Source organism: Chitinilyticum aquatile DSM 21506 (genome assembly GCF_000430805.1).
GTDB classification, from domain to species: domain Bacteria; phylum Pseudomonadota; class Gammaproteobacteria; order Burkholderiales; family Chitinibacteraceae; genus Chitinilyticum; species Chitinilyticum aquatile.
This window is the reverse complement of the sequence record NZ_KE387260.1, coordinates 200228-218597: the sequence shown is the minus strand read 5'-3', so window position 1 is coordinate 218597 and position 18370 is coordinate 200228. Positions and strand designations below refer to the sequence as shown.

The following is an 18370-nucleotide window of genomic DNA, read 5'->3' as shown; positions in this document are numbered from 1 at the left end:
GGTCTCCTTCACAGCGTGGTCGCAAAGCGGGTTAGGGGAGGGGCTTCTTCGTTTTCTGATGTTGCCGGGTCGTCTTTGCGGGCTTTTTCGTCTTCCCACCAGATTTTGATTACATAAGGGGCGGCTACATACATGGCATCGTTTGGCAAAAGGCAGCCTGGCCCGCCCTCTGTCGCGCTATATGCGGGGTCTTGTGGATCAAATATCGGCGTGGTGCCATCATCAGGTGAATTGTCCTTGCAAATTATGGCTCCGCCGGTTGACCCTATTGGTAATGATGCCTTTACAAGATCCAGCCAACGTGCGACGTCTATTTTTGCAATAGCCCGGTAGCTATCATTGAGTGGCGACATCGGATTGACATATCCGCTGGGGTCCGCGCAGCCATACTCACCCGGGTTAAGCAAAGCATATGAGCATTTAAGTTGAGCATAATCTGGCGCCAGTGGTATAGGATTGCCATTTTCGTCAAGGGCTTGCCCCCCTTCGATTTTTGCTGATTTGCTGTTGCGGTTTACCCGGATTTCTTCTGCGAGGCTGTTAGCCAGGTCAGTAGCCACTGAGCGTAAATAGGACGAATGTGCAGCCCTAAGCGAATAAGCTTGCAGCGATGCCAAGCCGAGGATGCCGAAAGCCAAGATGATCAAGGCAATCAGGACTTCAATCATGATGATGCCGTTTTGCTTCATGGCGGCCTCCTAATTGCACGTATTGCCTTGATTGCGGCTGATACTGCCAAGACGATCAACGATGACTTGCCTTTCTGTGGCGCCTTTGGTGCAGAAGCGTATGGTCACCGGCGAAGTTCCCTGGCTAATCGTAGAACGAAACGTAATCGAGGTGACTCCACTGGCCGTGGCGCTATCCATGCTGCCCAGGGCCTGGGTTGTGCGAAGGATATTCGCATCATCACCGCTATATGCAGGTGCTTTCCCATTGTCAAAATAAACGATCCAGCCAGTGCGCCAGTCTTCATTCCCGGCGGGGGTGCAGGTTGGCGTATCAGCCGCGGGGTTGGCGCTATTGCATACGGTGACCATCCTGCCGCGCTTGACTGCTTCGGATTTGGCGAGGCTCAGGCTGTTCATGAGCTCTTCGCTGGCCCCAGCTAGGCGTCCATTGCTGGTGAAGATGCTGTAGTTGGGAATGGCGATGCCCACTATGACGGCGATGATGGCAATTACTGTCATCACTTCCATCAGGGTAAAGCCTAGGGCGCTGGTTTTTCTCATGATCGTTCCTAGAACAAGCGGGGCATGCTGATCATTGTGCAGCCCAATGTGAGTAATCAGCTTCGAGTTAATCCAATAATTCATACACTTGCCCGGTATCGCAAGGTCATGCTGTTCAGTCGGGCTTGTGGGGCGGATGGGCGGTGCATGCCGGTTTTGCGAGGCTTGCAGCGCAAACATACCCCATTGTTAGTAAAGTAGAATATGTTGATTATTTGAGTGTTGTAGGTGACCACGCAAGTAAGGTAATAACCGGATGTGTGCCGAACTCTTCTGGCTATGCTTGGAAGGCAAATTGATTTATGGTGTGTTGTGGCTTCCGAATTAACCTCTGTCGACCCGTTTGTCGCGCAGCTCAATCCGCGCTGGTATATCCAGCCGCGGCAGCGGCTGGCGGTTGCATTGATCTGGGCACTGCTGCTGCATCTGCTGCTGTTTTCCTGGCTGGAATTCGGTAACTGGACAGCCCAGTCTGCAGACTTTATCCAGACTGTACGACTTGCTCCAGCGCGCGCCGGGCAGGGCAGCAAGGAGCCTCTCCCTTTTTCCATTGTTCAGCCTTTTCCGGTTCCTGCCCTGCTTTTGGGGCGTGCCGAATCCTTGGCGACTGAGGCGCCAGCAGAAACCGGGCTGGCTGTTGTTGCCTGGTCCGGTAGCCTTGCTCCGGCCTGGCCCGAAATACCTGACTGGCTGAGGCCGCCGGTTTTTGCCGAGGACGAGGTCGAGCAGGTTGCCAGGGCCATTGATCTGCCGGACTGGCAGCTAGAGGAGGTTTTGGTTAGCGGCATATTCCTTGAAGCAACGCTGACCATTGACGAAAAGGGCGTAGTGACCCGGGTGGAAATCACCCGTTCAATGCTGGACGAGGGGCGCACGCAGCAGCTGGTTGCCCGCCTTGGCGCCCTGCATTTTTATCCGGCGATGAAGGATGGCCGGGGTGTCAGCAGTTACAAGCAGATTCAGCTCAGTACCTTTACCGACGTGCCTTAGTTGCCAGAACGACTGTTGCTGCATCCGCAGGCAGTCTTGCCGGATGGCAATGACTGGCTGGCATGGTGCTGGGTATACTCCGTACCTCTCCTGATTACGCGACATTCTTGTCATGAGCCGCTCGACCCTTGCTGTTTCCGCCCTGCTTGAGGATTACCTGCGTCAGAACACGCTGCGCGAGCCTGCGCCACTGCGCGAGCTGCGCGAGGAAACGGCTTCGCATCGCCTGGCGAAGATGCAGTTGGCACCCGAGCAAGGAGCCTTGCTGGCCCTGCTGTTGCGGCTGATCGGTGCGCGGCGCTATCTCGAAGTGGGCACCTTTACCGGCTACAGCTCGCTGACTGCCGCGCTGGCGATGGGAGAAAACGGCCGTGTGGTGGCCTGCGATGCGAGTGCCGAGTTCACCGCAGTGGCCCGCGAGCATTGGCAGCGAGCCGGCGTGGCGGAGCGGGTAGAGTTGCGTCTGCAGGATGCCCTGCGCTCGCTGGACGAGCTGCTGGCGGAGGGGGCTGCCAGTACGTTTGACTGCATGTTCATCGATGCCGACAAGCCGGCCTATCCGGATTATTACGAGCGCGGCCTGCAACTGGTACGCCAGGGGGGGCTGATCATTCTCGACAATATGCTGCTGGGCGGGCGGGTCGCCGAGCCGGCGCCGGGCGAGCCGGCCGGAGTGCGGGTAGTACGGGCACTGAACCTGTCCTTGCGTGACGATGAACGGGTTGAGTGCTGCCTGCTGCCGGTCGGCGACGGTCTGACGATTCTGGTCAAGCGCTGATCATGTGGATGAGAGTGTTGGTGGGTATGTGGCCGTAGCCTTCTTTCTGAAAGGGCTATGGTTATATACCCCACTTAGTTATAGAGCGAGGCCTCGCCTTCCGGGCGGGTCTTGAAGCGGCGGTGCAGCCAGTAATACTGGCTGGGAGCCAGCATGATCTGCTCTTCGATAAAGGCATTCATGCGCCGTGTGTCCGCTTCGACGTCATCGGTAGGAAAGTTCTGCCATGCCGGAAAAATCCGGCAGACAAAATGATTGCCCTCAAGGCGGGTAATCATTGGCACGACCACTGCGCCGGTCATCCCGGCCAGCCGGCCCAGTGCAGGTATGGTGGCGGTCGGAATGCCGAAGAAGGGGACGAAAATCGATTCCTTCGGGCCAAGATCCTGGTCGGGAAGGTAATAGAAGGGAATGTTCTGTCGTAAGGCCTTGATGATCGGGCGCAGGCCGTCGCCGCGGCGGATCAGCATCGGATTGCGGAATCGCCTGCGGATTTCCAGTGTGATCACGTTGAAAACCCCGCGCTGTGACGAATACATGCTCGCGCCGGGATGATCCATCAGATAGCGCAGCCCGCCAAAATCCAGCCCCAGAAAATGCGGGCTCAGGAAAATGAAGGGTTTCTGCTCTGCCAGATCGGCAATGTGTTCGAAGCCCTCGACCCGGATCAGCGCTCTCAGCTCGCTTTCGGAGCTGAAATAGAGCTTGCCATAGGCAAGCAGCGTCGCTGCCAGTTCACGGAAATGCCGGCGTAGTACGCGCTCGTGCTCGCCTGCCGGCCAGCCCGGGAAGCACAGCTGCAGATTGCGCAGACCCACCTTGCGGCGCCGGCCAATCAGCCGGTAAAGCAGTTCGCCCAGCAGAGCGCCTTTGAAGCGCAGTACCGGCATCGGCAGCAGGTGCAGCAGCCACAGCAGGGCCAGAACGGCGTAGCGGCTCATGGCTGCTCCTCCGGTAGTGGTGCGCCGGCGGGACGTTTGTAGCGGTTGTAGCTCCACAGGTATTGCGCCGGGATCTGGCGGATGAGGTCTTCCATATTGCGGTTCAGCAGTGCAGCATCGGATTGCAGATCGCCGCTGAGTTCGCCTGCGAAGGGTTGCACGTGAAAGCGGTAGCGACCGCTGCCTGTGCGGGCGGTGTAGCACGGCAGCAGAATCGCGTTGCTGCTTTTTGCCAGCTTGGCCCAGAGTGTCATCGTGTAGGCGGGTTTGCCGAAAAACGACGCCCACACGCCGTCGCCGCCGCCAGGGGTCTGGTCGGGCAGCAGGTAGGTGACACCACCGTTTTTCAGCGTTTTCAGCAGCACCCGTACGCCTCGCGCATCGGCAGGTGCCGGAGTCGAGCCGCCCCGGCTGCGCGAATGGATCATCAGTGGTTCCAGCCAGGCTTGTTTGGGAGGCCGGTAGAGTGGTGCCAGCGGCCGTGCTACCCAGTCGGCAATGCAGACACCGGTCAGCTCGAGCGCACCCAGATGCGGCGAGAGGAAAATCAGTGGCCGGCCGGTAGCCAGCGCGGCTTCCACGTGTTCCCAGCCCTCGCGCTCGACCCGCCTGGTCAGCTCAGGGATCGGGCGCAGCCAGTGCGCCAGCACTTCCAGCCCGCCACGACCATGCTCGCGAATACTTGAGTGCAACAATCGGTTATAATCGCTGTCATTCCCCGCAAGACCGCTTTGCAGCAGGTTCGCCCGCAGTTTGCGGCGATAGCCGGGCGAACTCCACCAGACCAGCCAGCCAAGTGCGCTGCCGATTGCCTGCAGCCATACGAGCGGTATTCTGGCGACGAGTTTGCAAAATGCCAGCATGGGGGCACCGGTTTGATTGAAAGCGGCTATTTTAAGCCAGCTCGCCCTGTGCGAGCCATGTCATTAAAGGACATTGCAGAATGAAAGACTTCCTGTTTACTTCCGAATCGGTGTCCGAAGGGCACCCGGACAAGGTGGCCGACCAGATTTCCGATGCGATTCTGGATGCCATCCTCGCGCAGGACAAGCACGCGCGCGTGGCGGCCGAAACGCTGGTGAATACCGGCCTCGTTGTTCTCGCCGGTGAAATCACCACTACCGCCAATATCGACTATATCCAGATCGCGCGCGACACCATCAAGCGCATCGGCTATGACCACTCCGACATCGGTTTTGATTACAAGACCTGCGCGGTGCTGGTGGCCTACGACAAGCAGTCGCCCGACATCGCCCAGGGTGTTGACGAAGGCGCCGGCCTCGATCTCGATCAGGGCGCGGGCGACCAGGGCCTGATGTTTGGCTATGCCTGCGACGAAACGCCGCAACTGATGCCGGCGCCGATCTATTATTCGCACCGTCTGGTGCAGCGTCAGGCCGAGCTGCGCAAGGATGGCCGCCTGCCGTGGCTGCGCCCGGACGCCAAGTCGCAGGTCACGCTGCGTTACGACGGCGACACCGGCCGCGTGAAGGAAGTCGATACCATCGTGCTGTCGACCCAGCATCACCCGGACATTTCCCACGCCCAGCTGTCGGAAGCCGTGATCGAAGAGATCATCAAGCCGGTGCTGCCGAAGGAATGGATCACTTCTAATACCAAATTCCTGGTCAACCCGACGGGCCGTTTCGTCATCGGCGGCCCGATGGGCGATTGCGGCCTGACTGGTCGCAAGATCATCGTTGACACCTACGGCGGCGCAGCGCCGCACGGCGGTGGCGCGTTCTCCGGCAAGGACCCGTCCAAGGTTGACCGCTCCGCTGCCTATGCCGGCCGCTATGTGGCGAAGAACATCGTTGCCGCCGGCATTGCCAAGCAATGTCTGGTGCAGGTTTCTTACGCGATCGGCGTTTCCAAGCCGGTATCGATCATGGTTGATACCTGGGGTACGTCCAAGCTCTCCAATCAGGAAATCGTCAAGCTGATCGAAGAGCACTTCGATCTGCGTCCGAAGGGCATCGTGCAGATGCTCGACCTGCTGCGCCCGGTGTATACCCGCACTGCAGCCTACGGTCACTTTGGTCGTGAAGAGCCTGATTTTTCATGGGAGCGCACCGACAAGGCCGCCGCCCTGCGCGCTGCAGCCGGTCTGTAACGCCGCATTGGTACTTGTAGCATGATGGCAGGGCGGCTTACGGGCCGCCTTGTCGTTTTCTGATTCGCTGGAAGATTGCATGCCCTTGCCGGAACGTCCCGAACTGCTGAAAGCCCTGGCTCTGCTGCCTGCCGTGATGGTCACGCGCGGGCGCGATTATCTGCGGCAGGGCCGCGTGCAGATCGATGCCGTGTCGGCCCGTGGCGCCGATGCGCTGGTGCATGGCACGCACACCTACCCGGTGCACGTTGCGTTTCGTCAGGGGCGGGTGATCAGCGCGGTGTGTGCCTGCCCGGTGGCGCACGACTGCAAGCACATTGCGGCCACCCTGCTGCAGTTGCTGGAAAGCCAGCCCGAAGGCGTGGCCGACGAATCTGCCGCCGCCGAAGCCGCACAGGCCAGACAGCTGCGGGCAGCCCGGCACTGGCTCGACAACCTGTTGCAATCGCTGCCGCAGGCGCACCGCAACGAAGAGCACATCCGCTATGTGCTGACTCCCGGTAGCGAGCGCGGCTTGCCGGTATTGCGGCTGGAAGCCCAGGTGCAATACCGCCTCAAGAATGGCAAATGGTCCACGCCCAAGCGGCCGAATCTCGACAAGGTGCTGTCGAATTATCAGGTGCCGGCCTATGTGCAGCCGGATGACATCTCGCTGTTCCGCCTGCTCAGCAGTGGCAGCTTCTATCGCGCCGATCCGCTGAAGCAGCCCCTGCCGCTGCATGTCGGCGCGATGGTGCTGCAATTGCTCGCTCAAAGCGGGCGCTGCCAGTTGCAACAGCAGGATGGCCCGCTGCTGCACTGGGCCGGTCCGCGCGATGTTCGTATCGACTGGCAGGGCGATGATGCCGGTATGCAGCCAAAGCCCTTTATTGCAGAGGGCTGTGAGCTGATACCCTTTGATCGGCCGTGCTGGATCAATGCGGAAACCGGCGAGTGTGGTGAGGCTGTCAGCCCGCTCGATGCAGTCCAGCTGCGCGCGGTGCTTGCCGCGCCACCGCTGCCGGAGGCCGTGTGGGTCGAGCTCGCCAGCTGCAAGACGGCCGAATGGGGCAAAACCGGCCTGCGCCTGCCTGCCAGCGCGCGCGAGCGCATCATCAGTGGCGTAGCACCGCAACCGCAGCTGGCCGTCAGCCGCCCGCCGGGGCTGGCTGCCGACGTGCTGCTGTTGCAGCCCGGATTCGCCTATGCGGATGCAGTCATCAAGCCGGTGCCCAAGCAGCCGCTCAATCACCTGCCCGACGGCCGGCTGCTGGAGCGCGAGCTGGCTGCGGAAGATGCCTGGCTTGCCGCACTGCCCGACAGCTATGTGTGGGAATGCCCGGCGCTGGCACCGCTGCTGCACCAGCTGGGCCCGGAGGACCGCGCGCTCAGTGCGCCGGCTGACGTGCTCGCCTTTCTGCAGCACGGCGTTGCCGCGCTGGAAGCGGCCGGCTGGCAGGTGACCCTTGCCGGCGATGCCGCCCTGCGCGTGCTGAGTCCCGAAAGCTGGTGGGCCGAACTCGACGAGGACGGCGAACAGGAAGACTGGTTCGGCCTCGACATGGGCATCGTCGTCGAGGGCGAAAAGATCAGCCTGCTGCCGCTGCTGGTCGATGCTATCCGCAAGGCACCGGCCGATTACCAGCTCGCCGCGCTGGGCGAGGCGGACAGCCTGCTGCTGCCGGCGGGCGGCGGGCGCTTTCTCAAGCTGCCCGGCGAGCGCCTGAAGCCCATACTGGCCACGCTGACCGAGCTGTTCGATGCCGAAGTCCGGACCGATGCGCCGCTGCGCCTGCCGTTCAGCCACGCCGGGCGGCTGGCCGATCTGGGCGACTTTGCCTGGTCGGGCGGCACGCGCCTGCGCGAGCTGGGCGACCGGTTGCGCAGCTTCCAGGGCATTACGCCGCTGGCCGCGCCGGCAGGCTTCCAGGCCACGCTGCGCCCCTATCAGCAGCAGGGTCTGAGCTGGCTGCAGTTCCTGCGCGAATACGGGCTCAACGGCATCCTGGCCGACGATATGGGGCTTGGCAAAACCGTGCAGGCGCTCGCGCACATCGCGCATGAAAAAGCCGCCGGCCGGCTCGACCGCCCCTGCCTTGTCGTCGCGCCGACCAGCCTGATGTTCAACTGGCAGCGCGAAGCCGCACAATTCGCGCCGGATTTGCGCGTGCTGCTCTTGCACGGCAATGACCGCAAGACGCTGTTCGGCGATATCGCCGCGCACGATCTGGTGCTGACCACCTACCCGCTGCTGTGCCGCGATGCCGGCATCTTGCAGGAACAGGCCTGGCACCTGCTGGTGCTCGACGAAGCGCAGGCGATCAAGAATCCGAAATCGCAGTCGGCCGTGGTGGTACGCGAACTCTCTGCCCGCCACCGCCTGTGCCTGACGGGCACGCCGATGGAAAACCATCTGGGCGAACTGTGGGCGCTGTTCGACTTTCTGATGCCGGGGTTTCTCGGTGCGGAAAAGACCTTCAATGCGCTCTTTCGCGTGCCGATCGAAAGGCAGGCCGATGGCGAGCGCCGTCAGCAGCTTAGCCGCCGCGTCGCCCCCTTCCTGCTGCGCCGCACCAAGGAACAGGTGGCAACCGAGTTGCCGCCGAAAACCGAAATCATCCGCATGACCGAATTGCAGGGCGCCCAGCGCGATCTCTACGAAACCGTGCGGCTGGCACTCTCGGAAAAGGTGCGGCAGGAAGTTGCCGCCAGGGGCTTCAAGCGCAGCCAGATCGTGATTCTGGATGCGCTGCTCAAATTGCGCGAAGTCTGCTGCGACCCGCGGCTGGTCAATCTCGCCCAGGCCAGAACGGTGCAGCAATCGGCCAAGCTCGAGATGCTGCTGGAATTGCTGCCCGAATTGCTGGAAGAGGGCCGCAGGATTCTGGTCTTTTCGCAGTTCACCCGCATGCTGGCGCTGATCGAGGATGAGTTGAAACAACGCCAGATCAGCTATGTAAAGCTTACCGGGCAGACGAAAGACCGCGCCACGCCGGTCGAGCGTTTCCAGAATGGCGAGGTGCCCGTATTCCTGATCAGCCTGAAAGCCGGCGGGGTGGGCCTGAACCTCACCGCGGCCGACACGGTGATCCATTACGACCCATGGTGGAACCCGGCCGTCGAAGACCAGGCCACCGACCGCGCGTACCGCATCGGGCAGGACAAACCGGTGTTTGTTTACAAGCTGGTGTGTGCTGGCAGCGTCGAGGAAAAAATGCAGGCCATGAAGGATCGCAAGAAGGCGCTGGCAGACGGCGTTTACGGCGAGGCCGGCGAGCGTGCCGCCCAGCTCGAGGCGGGTGACCTGTCCGCGCTGTTTTCACCGCTGGAGTAATCCGGTGAATGCAAGGGGTATTGCTTCGTAGCCTTTTATTCTAAATGGCTGTGGCTTTATATGGCTGTAGGTATGTCCATCTGCCGCTGTGGTTTACAGCAGCGCCACCGACTTGATCTGCGCCCACACCTGCTGACCGGCTGCGAGTTGCAGGATGTCGAGTGACAGCCGCGTGATGCGCGCCAGCAGCAGGCTGCCGCCAGCGTCGAGTTGCACGAGCACCTGCCCCGGCTGGCTGGCTGGCCTGATGGCGGTGACGGTGGCGGGGATGCGGTTGACGATGCTGCAGTCGCGGGCTTCGCTGCGGGCCAGGCTCACATCGCGCGCGTGGATGCGCACGCGGCGGGTCTGGCCGCTTTGCAGCTCGCCAGCGGCGACTTTCAGCTCGCCACCAGCAAAGCGCAGCGTCGCCAGCTGGTATTGGCTGTCGACGGCCGTGACACAGCCCTCCAGCACGGCGCTGGCTTCCAGCTCGAAAGCGGCAGGCAGGTCAAGCCGCGCCAGCGTATCGGCCAGCGGCCCGCTGGCGGCAACCTGGCCGGCTTCGAGCAGCACGAGGTGATCGGCCAGGCGACAGACTTCGTCGATGCTGTGCGTGACATACACCACTGGCATGTCGAGCTCACTGTTCAGCCGTTCCAGCCAGGGCAGCACCTCATCCTTGCGGCGGGCATCGAGCGCCGACAGCGGCTCGTCCAGCAGCAGCAGTTGCGGCGAGGTGAGCAGCGCGCGCGCAATCGCCACGCGCTGGCGTTCGCCGCCGGACAGTTGCGCCGGCGCGCGTGCAAGTAGCGGCCTGATGCCGAGCAGCTCAATCGCCGCCTCCGGCGCGATGCGGCGTTGCTGGTCGGGAATGCGCCGGTAGCCGAACAGCAGATTGGCGCGAACATCCAGATGCGGGAAAAGGCTGGCCTCCTGGAACACATAGCCGAGCGCGCGGCGGTGTGCGGGCAGGAAAACCCTGCGCGCGTCGTCCTGCCAGCATTCGCCATTCACATGCAGGCTGCCGGCGCCGCGCTCCAGCCCCGCCAGCATGCGCAGGATGGTCGTCTTGCCCGCGCCCGACGGCCCGAACAGCGCCGTCACACCGCGCCCCGGCAGCGTCAGGTCGGCGCGGGTGCAGTGTGCGGCGCGCGTCAGTGTCAGATCGGCCCTGATCGTCATGCCGCCGCCTCGCGCCGGTTGAGCAGATTCAGCGCCAGCAGCACGGCAAAGCTGAAAACCAGCATGCCGGCGGACAGCCAGTGCGCCTGCGCGTATTCCAGCGCTTCAACATGATCATAAATCTGCACCGAAATCACCCGCGTTTCTTGCGGGATATTCCCGCCTATCATCAGCACCACGCCGAATTCGCCGACCGTGTGCGCAAAGCTCATCACCGCAGCGGTGATGAGGCCGGGGCGCGCCAGCGGCAGCACGACATGCACGAAGGTATCGAGTGGCGAGGCGCGCAGCGTGGCGGCGACCTCCAGCGGGCGCGGGCCGATCGCGCGGAAGGCCTGCTGCAGGGGTTGAATGGCAAAGGGCAGCGAATAGAGGATCGACGCGATCACGAGGCCGGCAAAGGTAAAGGGCAAAAGCCCCAGCCCCAGAACTTGGGTGAGCTGGCCGAACGGCCCGTTCGCGCCGAAGGCGATCAGCAGGTAGAAGCCGATAACGGTCGGCGGCAGCACCAGCGGCATCGTCACCAGCGCGGCGGTAATCCGCGCCAGCCACGAGCGGCTGCGCGCCAGCCACCAGGCCAGTGGAATGCCAATCGCCAGCAGCAGCAGCGTCGTGACGCTGGCCAGTTCCACGGTCAGGCGAATCGCCGACCAGTCATCAGGGCTTAACATCAGAAGCGGTAACCGTACTGCTGCATCACGGCACGAGCAGCGGGTGTTTTCAGGTAGTCGAGCAGTGCGCGGGCGCCGGCACTGTTGGCGCCGGGTTTCAGCAGAATCGCGTCCTGGCGGATGGGCTGGTGCAGCGCGGCCGGCACAATCCAGACTGATCCTGCGCGCAACTTGCCGTTTTCCATGATCTGCGACAGCGCGACAAAGCCGAAGTCGGCATTGCCGGTGGCGACGAACTGGTAGGTCTGCGCGATGCTCTCGCCCTGCACCAGCTTGGGCGCGAGCGTAGCGTCGAGTTTCAGTGCCTGCAGTGTTTCCATTGCCGCCTGGCCGTAGGGGGCGGCTTTGGGGCTGGCGATGGCGAGTTTGCGAAAATTCGCCAGCTTCAGCACCGCGCCATCCTTGTCCACCGCACCGTCGACCGGGCTCCACAGCGCGAGCTGGCCGGTGGCATAGTTGAAGCGCGTGCCAGTAATGCCCAGGCCTTCCTGTTCCAGCTTCAGCGGCGTGCTGTCGTCGGCCGCCAGCAGCACCATGAAGGGCGCGCCGGCCCGGATCTGCGCGTAGAATTTGCCGGTCGCGCCGGAGGAAAGCTGCAGCGTGTGGCCGGACTGTTTCTCGAAACCGGGCGCGAGTTTCTGCATTACCGGCATGAAGTTGGCGGCAACGGCGACGGGGATGGTGTCGGCGTGAGCGGCAAGCGGCAGCAGTGCGCAAAACAGCAGGACAGGCAGGCGCATGGCGGAAATTCCGGGGCAAAGCCATACCCTAGCCGCAGATGCCATTGGCCGCAATACGCAGGATGGCCGTAGTCGGATGGTGGACGCGCGCGGCTTCGGGTAAAGTTGCGTCTTCATGAACGGGGCGGCCTGCGGGCTGCCCCGTTGTCATTTGCAAAGGAATAACCATGCAGCATCTAAGCCCATTGCAGCTGGCCGAATGGCTGGCCGACGAAACCCGCAGCAAGCCGGTGCTGCTCGACGTGCGCGAAGGCTGGGAAGTCCAGCACTGCGCGCTGCCGGGCATCACGCACATTGCCATGGGCGAAATCCCCGCCCGCCAGCAGGAACTCGACCCCGATGCACCGACCGTGGTGATCTGCCATCACGGCGTGCGCAGTTATCAGGTGGCGATGTTTCTGGAACGCAGCGGCTTCGAGACGGTGATCAACCTGACCGGTGGCGTCGCCGCCTGGGCCGACGAGGTTGATCAGGCGTTCCCGCGTTACTGAGTCTGCGGGTGGCAACCCGGGTTGCCGCAGGGTATGGGATTGAAGCCTTTTATATTGATTGGCTGCAGGGCTATACCCTTCAGTTTCCCAGAATGCCCAGCGCCTGCAGGCTGGCTCTGGCCAGTTCGATGCGCCTGGGCAGTTCATCGGCGCTGGTGATGTCCATGTTCAGCGCGAAGGGGTAAACCCGCCCGTCGCGCTCGACCCAGCCGACGAACCAGCCGGTGCCGGGTTTGCTGCTGGTGGCCCAGCCGGTCTTGCCGTAGAGCACCCAGCCGTCACCGCTTTCCAGTCTGCTGATGTCGCGCACCGCCGCCTGATATGCGGCCGGATAGGGCAGGGAGCCTTGTGCCAAGTGCGCAAGGAAGCGGGTCTGCTCGATTGCGCTGATTCTCAGCGCGCCATCCAGCCAGAAGCGCTCGAGATCCTTGCCGGTGCTGGCGTTGCCATAGCCGAGCCGCCGCAGCTGCTTTTGCTCGGCCGGCAGGCCGATGCGCCGGGCCAGCTCCTGATACGCCAGCACATTCGACGTGCTGATTGCCTGGCGCAGATTCATGTCCTGCTTCCAGCTGGGAAGAAACGCCGGCTGGCCCGCGTAGCGGAAGAACACTTCGTCGACGCCGGTTACCGCGCCGGTGTCGAGGGCGATCAGGCTGTGCGGAATCTTGAAGGTCGACGCCGGGATGAAGCGGGTGCTGGCCCGTGCGGCATCGTGGCCGGTGAGCGTATTGCTGGCTGGATCAAGGACGACGAAGGTGCCGCGTACGCCGGCCTGTTCGAACAGCGCGGCGATCTGCGGATCTTCTCGGAATGCGGGCGCCGGGGCGGCATTGGCAAGGCCGAAGATGGCCAGTGCCAGCAGGAGCAGGGTTTTCATGGGTGTGCACTGCGCAAGAGATGAACCCATGCAGCATAGCGTTCTAGCAGCCCGCCTGACTGTAAACAAATGCCCTTGTGTCGGGGTGTTAAATGCAAATTTTCCGGGTATATGGCTGCAGCCATTTGAAGTCAGGCAACGTGGCGGGATGGGGTATGACCTATCCCGCCCGGCAGCTTACAGCCAGCCCTTGCGCTTGAAGAACCAGTAGGGGGCGATGCCGGAGATCACCATCAGCACCAGCGCGGCCGGATAGCCCCAGTCCTGCGCCAGTTCCGGCATCTTGGCGAAGTTCATGCCGTAGATCGACGCGACCAGTGTTGGCGGCAGGAACACCACGCTGGCAATCGAGAAGATCTTGATGATCTTGTTCTGCGCCAGATTGATCAGACCCATCACCGCATCCATCAGGAAGTTGATCTTCTCGAACAGGAAGGCGCTGTGGTTGTTCAGCGATTCCAGATCGCGCAGGATTTCGCGCAGATTGTTTTCCTGCTCGGTGCCCAGCGTGCGGCTGCGCAGCAGGAAAGAAAGCGCGCGGCGGGTGTCCATCAGGTCGAGTCGCACCTTGCCGTTGGTGTCTTCGTGGCCGGCGAGCTCGGCCAGTGCCTCGCCCATCAGCTCGTCCGTCATTTCGCGGGTGCGGTCGAGCACGCGACGGCTGACCTCGTCGAGCTTGGCGTAGATGTCTTCGAGCACATCGGCGTCGTATTCGACGGCGGCGTCGTAAATCGCCAGCAGAATGTCCTGTGCCGTGGCGACAAAGCCGGGCTGCACGCGCGCGCGCAGGCGGAAAAGCCGGATAACGGCGAGTTCTTCCTGGCGGATGGTGAGCAGCCGCCCCTCATTCAGCAGGAAGGAGACGGTGACGTTGGACGATTCCGCGCCGTCGTTGTGCAGGAAAAACGAGCTGATGTGCAGCCCGTTGTCATCCATGTAGCAGCGGGCGGATTCTTCCAGATCGAGCAGCTCTTCGTCTTCGGGCAGCTCGAGGCGGAAAACGCGCTGCACCAGCTCGCGCTCTTCGTCGGTGGGGTCGACCATGTCGACCCACAGCACCTCGGGGCGCTTCAGGTCGTCGGGGGTCAGTGCGGGTACCTGCATCAGGCGGCCGGCACTCAGTACGAATGCATTCAACATTGTTATTTTCCCCCTGGCAGGCCGCAGACAAGCAGCCTGTAATCCGTTTTCCAGACTATGCCTGGAAAAATGCATGACAAAGATACGGCACGCACTTTGATTTTCATCTGGCGTTTTGCGCCGGGCAAGGCCCGGCCTGGTGCGGCGCGGCGATTATACGCGCAGACTTGTCATCGATGGCTGTTAAAATCGCTTAATCCCTTGCTCCTTTTCCCTTCTTTCTGCGTGGACCCTGCATGAGCGAAACCAGCCGCACTTCTTCCGACAGCCTGCAGCAGACCCTGCAGCAGGTGATGCGCCTGCTGGAGCGCCACCGGCTGATCGAGGGCATGGTGCACAAGCAGGACATGCCCAAGCATGATCTGGTGGAAAAGCTGGTGCACAAGCAGAACGTCGCCGAGCTGGAGAAGAAGCTCGCCAGCCTTCACCCCGCCGATATCGCGCATATCCTTGAAGCCCTGCCGCTGAATGACCGGGGAATGGTCTGGCAGCTCGTTGCCAGCAAGGATGAGGGTGAGGTACTGCTGGAGGTCTCCGATTCGGTCCGTGAGTCGCTGCTGGCGGACATGACCACGCACGAGATCCTGGCGGCCGCCAGCGAGCTCGATGCCGACGAGCTGGCCGATCTGGTGCCGGACCTGCCGCAGGCGGTGCAGCAGGAGCTGTTCACCACGCTCGACGCTGACGAACTGGCGCAGGTGGAAACGGCGCTGACCTTCCGGGATGACGAAGTCGGCGCGCTGATGGATTTCGACATGGTGACGATCCGCGATGACGTCACCCTCGAAGTCGTGCTGCGCTATCTGCGGCGCTTCAGTGAATTGCCCACGCACACCGACAAGCTTTTCGTCGTGGACGAGCGCCGCCACATCAAGGGCGTGCTGCCGCTGGAGCACCTGCTGCTCAATGACCCCGAGAAGGGTGTTGCCGACGTGATGGCGAGGGACGTGGTGGTATTCCACGGCCATGACGACGCCGGCGAGGCCGCGCAGGCGTTCAGCCGCTACGATCTGGTGTCCGCACCGGTGCTCGACAGCAATGGCGTGGTGATCGGTCGCCTGACTGTGGACATGATGGTTGACGTGATCCAGGAAGAATCCGAGGCCGAAGTGCTTTCGCTGGCGGGTTTGAAGGATGAAGACCTGTTTTCCAGTGTGTGGTCGTCATCGAAAAACCGCTGGCCCTGGCTGGCGCTCAATATCTGCACGGCCTTTCTCGCCAGCCGCGTGATCGGTGCCTTCGAGGCCACCATTGCACATCTGGTGGCGCTGGCCACGCTGATGCCGATTGTGTCGGGTATCGGCGGTAATACCGGCACGCAGACGATCACGCTGATCATCCGCGGCATCGCGCTGGGGCAGATCAATGCCGGCAATGCGCCGCGGCTGATCATCAAGGAAATGGGCATTGCGCTGCTCAATGGCCTCTTGTGGGGCAGTGTGCTGGGGCTGATTGCCTGGCTTTTGTACCGGCAGGTCGACCTCGGACTGGTGATGATGGGCGCGATGGTGCTGAACCTGCAGGTGGCGGCACTCGTCGGTATCTGCGTGCCGCTGGCGATGCAGCGACTCGGCCGCGATCCGGCCTACGGTTCCTCGGTGCTGCTGACTGCCATGACCGACAGCATGGGCTTTTTCATCTTTCTGGGGCTGGCGACGGTCTTCCTGATGTAGCGGATCCGGGCGACTGTTTCCTGTGCGCCACACTGATTTGTAAGCTGAAAAAGGCGTATCCGCTGCCAGCCGGCGTGGATGCTGGGCAGCCGGAGCATACCGTCAAGTTAGGGTTTTCTCTCTTCTGTCAGGGTTTGATCTTGGTCAATGTCTACATCATGTAGTGTCGCGATCAATCATTAAACACAATATATTGTGCCTGAACGCAAACGCACTCAGGAGCACAATCATGGCTGGACACCCCGAATATGTCGTCAAACGTGACGGGCGCACGGTCCCTTTTGACGCCACCAAGATCGCCAAGGCACTGGCGCAGGCCGGCATGGCAACGGGGGAGTTCAACGAGGCCAAGGCACACCGTCTGACCGCGCTGGTGATCGAGCAGCTGCCATCTGATGCCGCGCCGACCATCGAGCAGATTCAGGATAGCGTCGAAGAGATGCTGCTGGCGCTGGGCCACCTGAAAACCGCGCGTGCCTACATTACCTACCGCAGCCAGCGCGCCCGCGTGCGTGCCGACGTGCGCACCGTCGTCGATGTGGAAAGCTCGATCAACGAATATCTGGATCAGTCGGACTGGCGCGTGAATGCCAACGCCAACCAGGGCTGGAGCCTCGGTGGCCTGATCCTGAATACGTCCGGCAAGGTGATCGCCAATTACTGGCTCAACCATGTATATCCGCCGGAAATCGGCAACGCGCACCGCTCGGGCGCCGTGCACATCCACGATCTGGACATGCTGTCCGGCTATTGCGCCGGCTGGTCGCTGCGCAGGCTGCTGCACGAAGGCTTCAACGGCGTCCCCGGCAAGGTTGAAGCCAAGCCGCCCAAACACTTCTCCGCCGCCATCGGCCAGATTGTCAATTTCTTAGGCACACTGCAGAACGAGTGGGCCGGTGCGCAGGCATTTTCTTCCTTTGATACCTACCTGGCGCCCTTCATCCGTGTCGACAACCTCAGCTACAGGCAGGTCAAGCAGTACATCCAGGAGCTGATCTACAACCTGAACGTGCCCAGCCGCTGGGGTACGCAGACGCCATTCACCAACCTGACCTTCGACTGGATCTGCCCGGAAGACCTGCGCGAACAGATCCCCTACGTCGGCGGCGAAGAAATGCCGTTCAGCTACGGCGAGCTGCAGACCGAAATGGACATGATCAACCGCGCCTACATCGAAGTGATGATGGAAGGCGACGCGATGGGGCGCGTGTTCACCTTCCCGATTCCGACGTACAACATCACCAAGGATTTTGCCTGGGATCACCCGAACACTGACCTGCTGTTCGAAATGACTGCCAAGTACGGTCTGCCTTACTTCCAGAATTTCGTGAATTCCGATCTGGAGCCGCAGATGGTGCGCTCGATGTGCTGCCGCCTGCAGCTCGATCTGCGCGAACTGCTCAAGCGCGGCAATGGCCTGTTCGGCTCGGCCGAGCAGACCGGCTCGCTCGGCGTGGTGACGATCAACTGCGCACGCATCGGCTATGAGTTCAAGGGCGACGAAGCCGGCATGTTTGCCCGCATCGACGAGCTGCTCGAACTGGCGCGCACCAGCCTCGACATCAAGCGCAAGGTGATCCAGCGCCTGATCGATGGCGGCCTCTATCCGTATACCAAGCGCTATCTGGGTACGCTGCGCAATCACTTCAGCACCTTTGGCGTGAACGGCATCAACGAAATGATCCGCAACTTCACCGGCGACCAGTACGACATCACCACACCCGAAGGTCATGCCTTTGCGGTGAAGCTGCTCGATCACATCCGCGCCAAGATCGTCGACTTCCAGGAAGAAACCGGCAATCTCTACAACCTGGAAGCCACGCCGGCCGAAGGCACGACCTACCGTTTTGCCAAGGAAGACAAGAAGCGCTATCCCGGCATCATCCAGGCCGGCAACACGGATCAGCCGTATTACACCAACAGCTCGCAGCTGCCGGTGGGCTTTACCGACGATCCCTTCGATGCGCTGACGCGCCAGGAAGAGCTGCAGCGCAAGTACACCGGTGGCACCGTACTGCACCTGTACATGAGCGAAGCCGTTTCCAGCGCGCAGGCCTGCAAGGCGCTGGTGAAAAAATCGCTGGCCGGTTTCCGTCTGCCCTACATCACCGTGACGCCGACCTTCTCGATCTGCCCGAAACACGGCTATCTGAGTGGTCACCACGAGTTCTGCCCGAAGTGCGATGCGGAGCTGATCGCAAAAAAACAGGCGCAGTGCTGTGATTGATTGACGGCCAGAACCCAACG

The 18370-nt window shown here is 61.9% G+C and carries 16 protein-coding genes; 7 read left to right on the top strand and 9 right to left on the bottom strand.

Going from position 1 to position 18370, the window contains the following annotated elements; all coding sequences use genetic code 11:
• Nucleotides 1-8 precede the first annotated feature (8 nt).
• Together pilV and H559_RS21970 are read right to left on the bottom strand one after the other, a co-directional pair.
• Entirely contained in the window at nucleotides 9-689 is a 681-nt protein-coding gene (gene pilV, locus H559_RS21975; RefSeq protein ID WP_028453583.1) for a type IV pilus modification protein PilV, read from the bottom strand.
• Nucleotides 690-698: 9 nt separating this feature from the next.
• Nucleotides 699-1232, bottom strand: a complete 534-nt coding sequence (locus tag H559_RS21970) for a GspH/FimT family pseudopilin (RefSeq protein ID WP_211230961.1) — start codon at nucleotides 1230-1232, stop codon at nucleotides 699-701.
• 312 nt (nucleotides 1233-1544) lie between these two features.
• Between H559_RS21970 and H559_RS0116500 the strand changes: the two genes are divergently transcribed.
• Nucleotides 1545-2222 carry an energy transducer TonB gene (locus tag H559_RS0116500; RefSeq protein ID WP_028453582.1) on the top strand — a complete coding sequence of 226 codons (678 nt, stop codon included), beginning with the start codon at nucleotides 1545-1547 and terminating at the stop codon, nucleotides 2220-2222.
• Nucleotides 2223-2334: 112 nt separating this feature from the next.
• Nucleotides 2335-3000 (top strand): class I SAM-dependent methyltransferase, encoded by a 666-nt coding sequence (locus H559_RS0116495; RefSeq protein ID WP_028453581.1) that lies wholly within the window; start codon nucleotides 2335-2337, stop codon nucleotides 2998-3000.
• A 74-nt stretch (nucleotides 3001-3074) separates the two neighbouring features.
• Here H559_RS0116495 and H559_RS0116490 read toward each other — a convergent pair whose 3' ends face one another.
• Both H559_RS0116490 and H559_RS0116485 read right to left on the bottom strand, forming a co-directional pair.
• The gene (locus tag H559_RS0116490) at nucleotides 3075-3941 is read right to left on the bottom strand and encodes a lysophospholipid acyltransferase family protein (RefSeq protein ID WP_028453580.1); all 867 of its coding nucleotides are present in this window, start codon (nucleotides 3939-3941) and stop codon (nucleotides 3075-3077) included.
• Complete coding sequence (locus H559_RS0116485) at nucleotides 3938-4804, bottom strand: lysophospholipid acyltransferase family protein (RefSeq protein ID WP_028453579.1); 867 nt, start codon at nucleotides 4802-4804, stop codon at nucleotides 3938-3940. Before H559_RS0116485 ends, H559_RS0116490 begins: the two co-directional genes overlap by 4 nt.
• Before the next feature lie 80 nt (nucleotides 4805-4884).
• On the opposite strand from H559_RS0116485, the gene metK reads away from it, so the two are divergent.
• Both metK and H559_RS0116475 read left to right on the top strand, forming a co-directional pair.
• The gene (gene metK, locus H559_RS0116480) at nucleotides 4885-6054 is read left to right on the top strand and encodes a methionine adenosyltransferase (RefSeq protein ID WP_028453578.1); all 1170 of its coding nucleotides are present in this window, start codon (nucleotides 4885-4887) and stop codon (nucleotides 6052-6054) included.
• A gap of 79 nt (nucleotides 6055-6133) precedes the next feature.
• The gene (locus H559_RS0116475) at nucleotides 6134-9367 is read left to right on the top strand and encodes a DEAD/DEAH box helicase (RefSeq protein WP_028453577.1); all 3234 of its coding nucleotides are present in this window, start codon (nucleotides 6134-6136) and stop codon (nucleotides 9365-9367) included.
• Between the two features lie 93 nt (nucleotides 9368-9460).
• Here H559_RS0116475 and modC read toward each other — a convergent pair whose 3' ends face one another.
• Genes modC through modA form a run of 3 tightly spaced genes read right to left on the bottom strand, consistent with a single transcriptional unit; the run spans nucleotide 9461 to nucleotide 11942 of the window.
• Nucleotides 9461-10531 (bottom strand): molybdenum ABC transporter ATP-binding protein, encoded by a 1071-nt coding sequence (modC, locus tag H559_RS0116470; RefSeq protein ID WP_051279686.1) that lies wholly within the window; start codon nucleotides 10529-10531, stop codon nucleotides 9461-9463.
• Complete coding sequence (gene modB / locus H559_RS0116465) at nucleotides 10528-11202, bottom strand: molybdate ABC transporter permease subunit (protein WP_028453575.1); 675 nt, start codon at nucleotides 11200-11202, stop codon at nucleotides 10528-10530. The genes modC and modB overlap by 4 nt, the downstream gene beginning before the upstream one ends.
• Entirely contained in the window at nucleotides 11202-11942 is a 741-nt protein-coding gene (modA, locus tag H559_RS0116460; protein ID WP_028453574.1) for a molybdate ABC transporter substrate-binding protein, read from the bottom strand. Before modA ends, modB begins: the two co-directional genes overlap by 1 nt.
• 167 nt (nucleotides 11943-12109) lie before the next feature.
• Between modA and H559_RS0116455 the strand changes: the two genes are divergently transcribed.
• Nucleotides 12110-12433, top strand: coding sequence for a rhodanese-like domain-containing protein (locus H559_RS0116455; protein ID WP_028453573.1), 324 nt, complete (start codon nucleotides 12110-12112; stop codon nucleotides 12431-12433).
• 79 nt (nucleotides 12434-12512) lie between these two features.
• Here the strand turns inward: H559_RS0116455 and blaOXA are convergent, their stop codons facing one another.
• Together blaOXA and corA are read right to left on the bottom strand one after the other, a co-directional pair.
• Nucleotides 12513-13310, bottom strand: a complete 798-nt coding sequence (gene blaOXA, locus H559_RS0116450; protein ID WP_028453572.1) for a class D beta-lactamase — start codon at nucleotides 13308-13310, stop codon at nucleotides 12513-12515.
• A gap of 177 nt (nucleotides 13311-13487) precedes the next feature.
• A complete protein-coding gene (corA, locus tag H559_RS0116445) occupies nucleotides 13488-14450 on the bottom strand; it encodes a magnesium/cobalt transporter CorA (RefSeq protein ID WP_028453571.1) in 963 nt (320 codons plus the stop codon).
• A 236-nt stretch (nucleotides 14451-14686) separates the two neighbouring features.
• On the opposite strand from corA, the gene mgtE reads away from it, so the two are divergent.
• Complete coding sequence (mgtE, locus tag H559_RS0116440; RefSeq protein ID WP_028453570.1) at nucleotides 14687-16123, top strand: magnesium transporter; 1437 nt, start codon at nucleotides 14687-14689, stop codon at nucleotides 16121-16123.
• A gap of 229 nt (nucleotides 16124-16352) precedes the next feature.
• A complete protein-coding gene (locus H559_RS0116435) occupies nucleotides 16353-18350 on the top strand; it encodes a ribonucleoside triphosphate reductase (RefSeq protein WP_028453569.1) in 1998 nt (665 codons plus the stop codon).
• Nucleotides 18351-18370 lie beyond the last annotated feature (20 nt).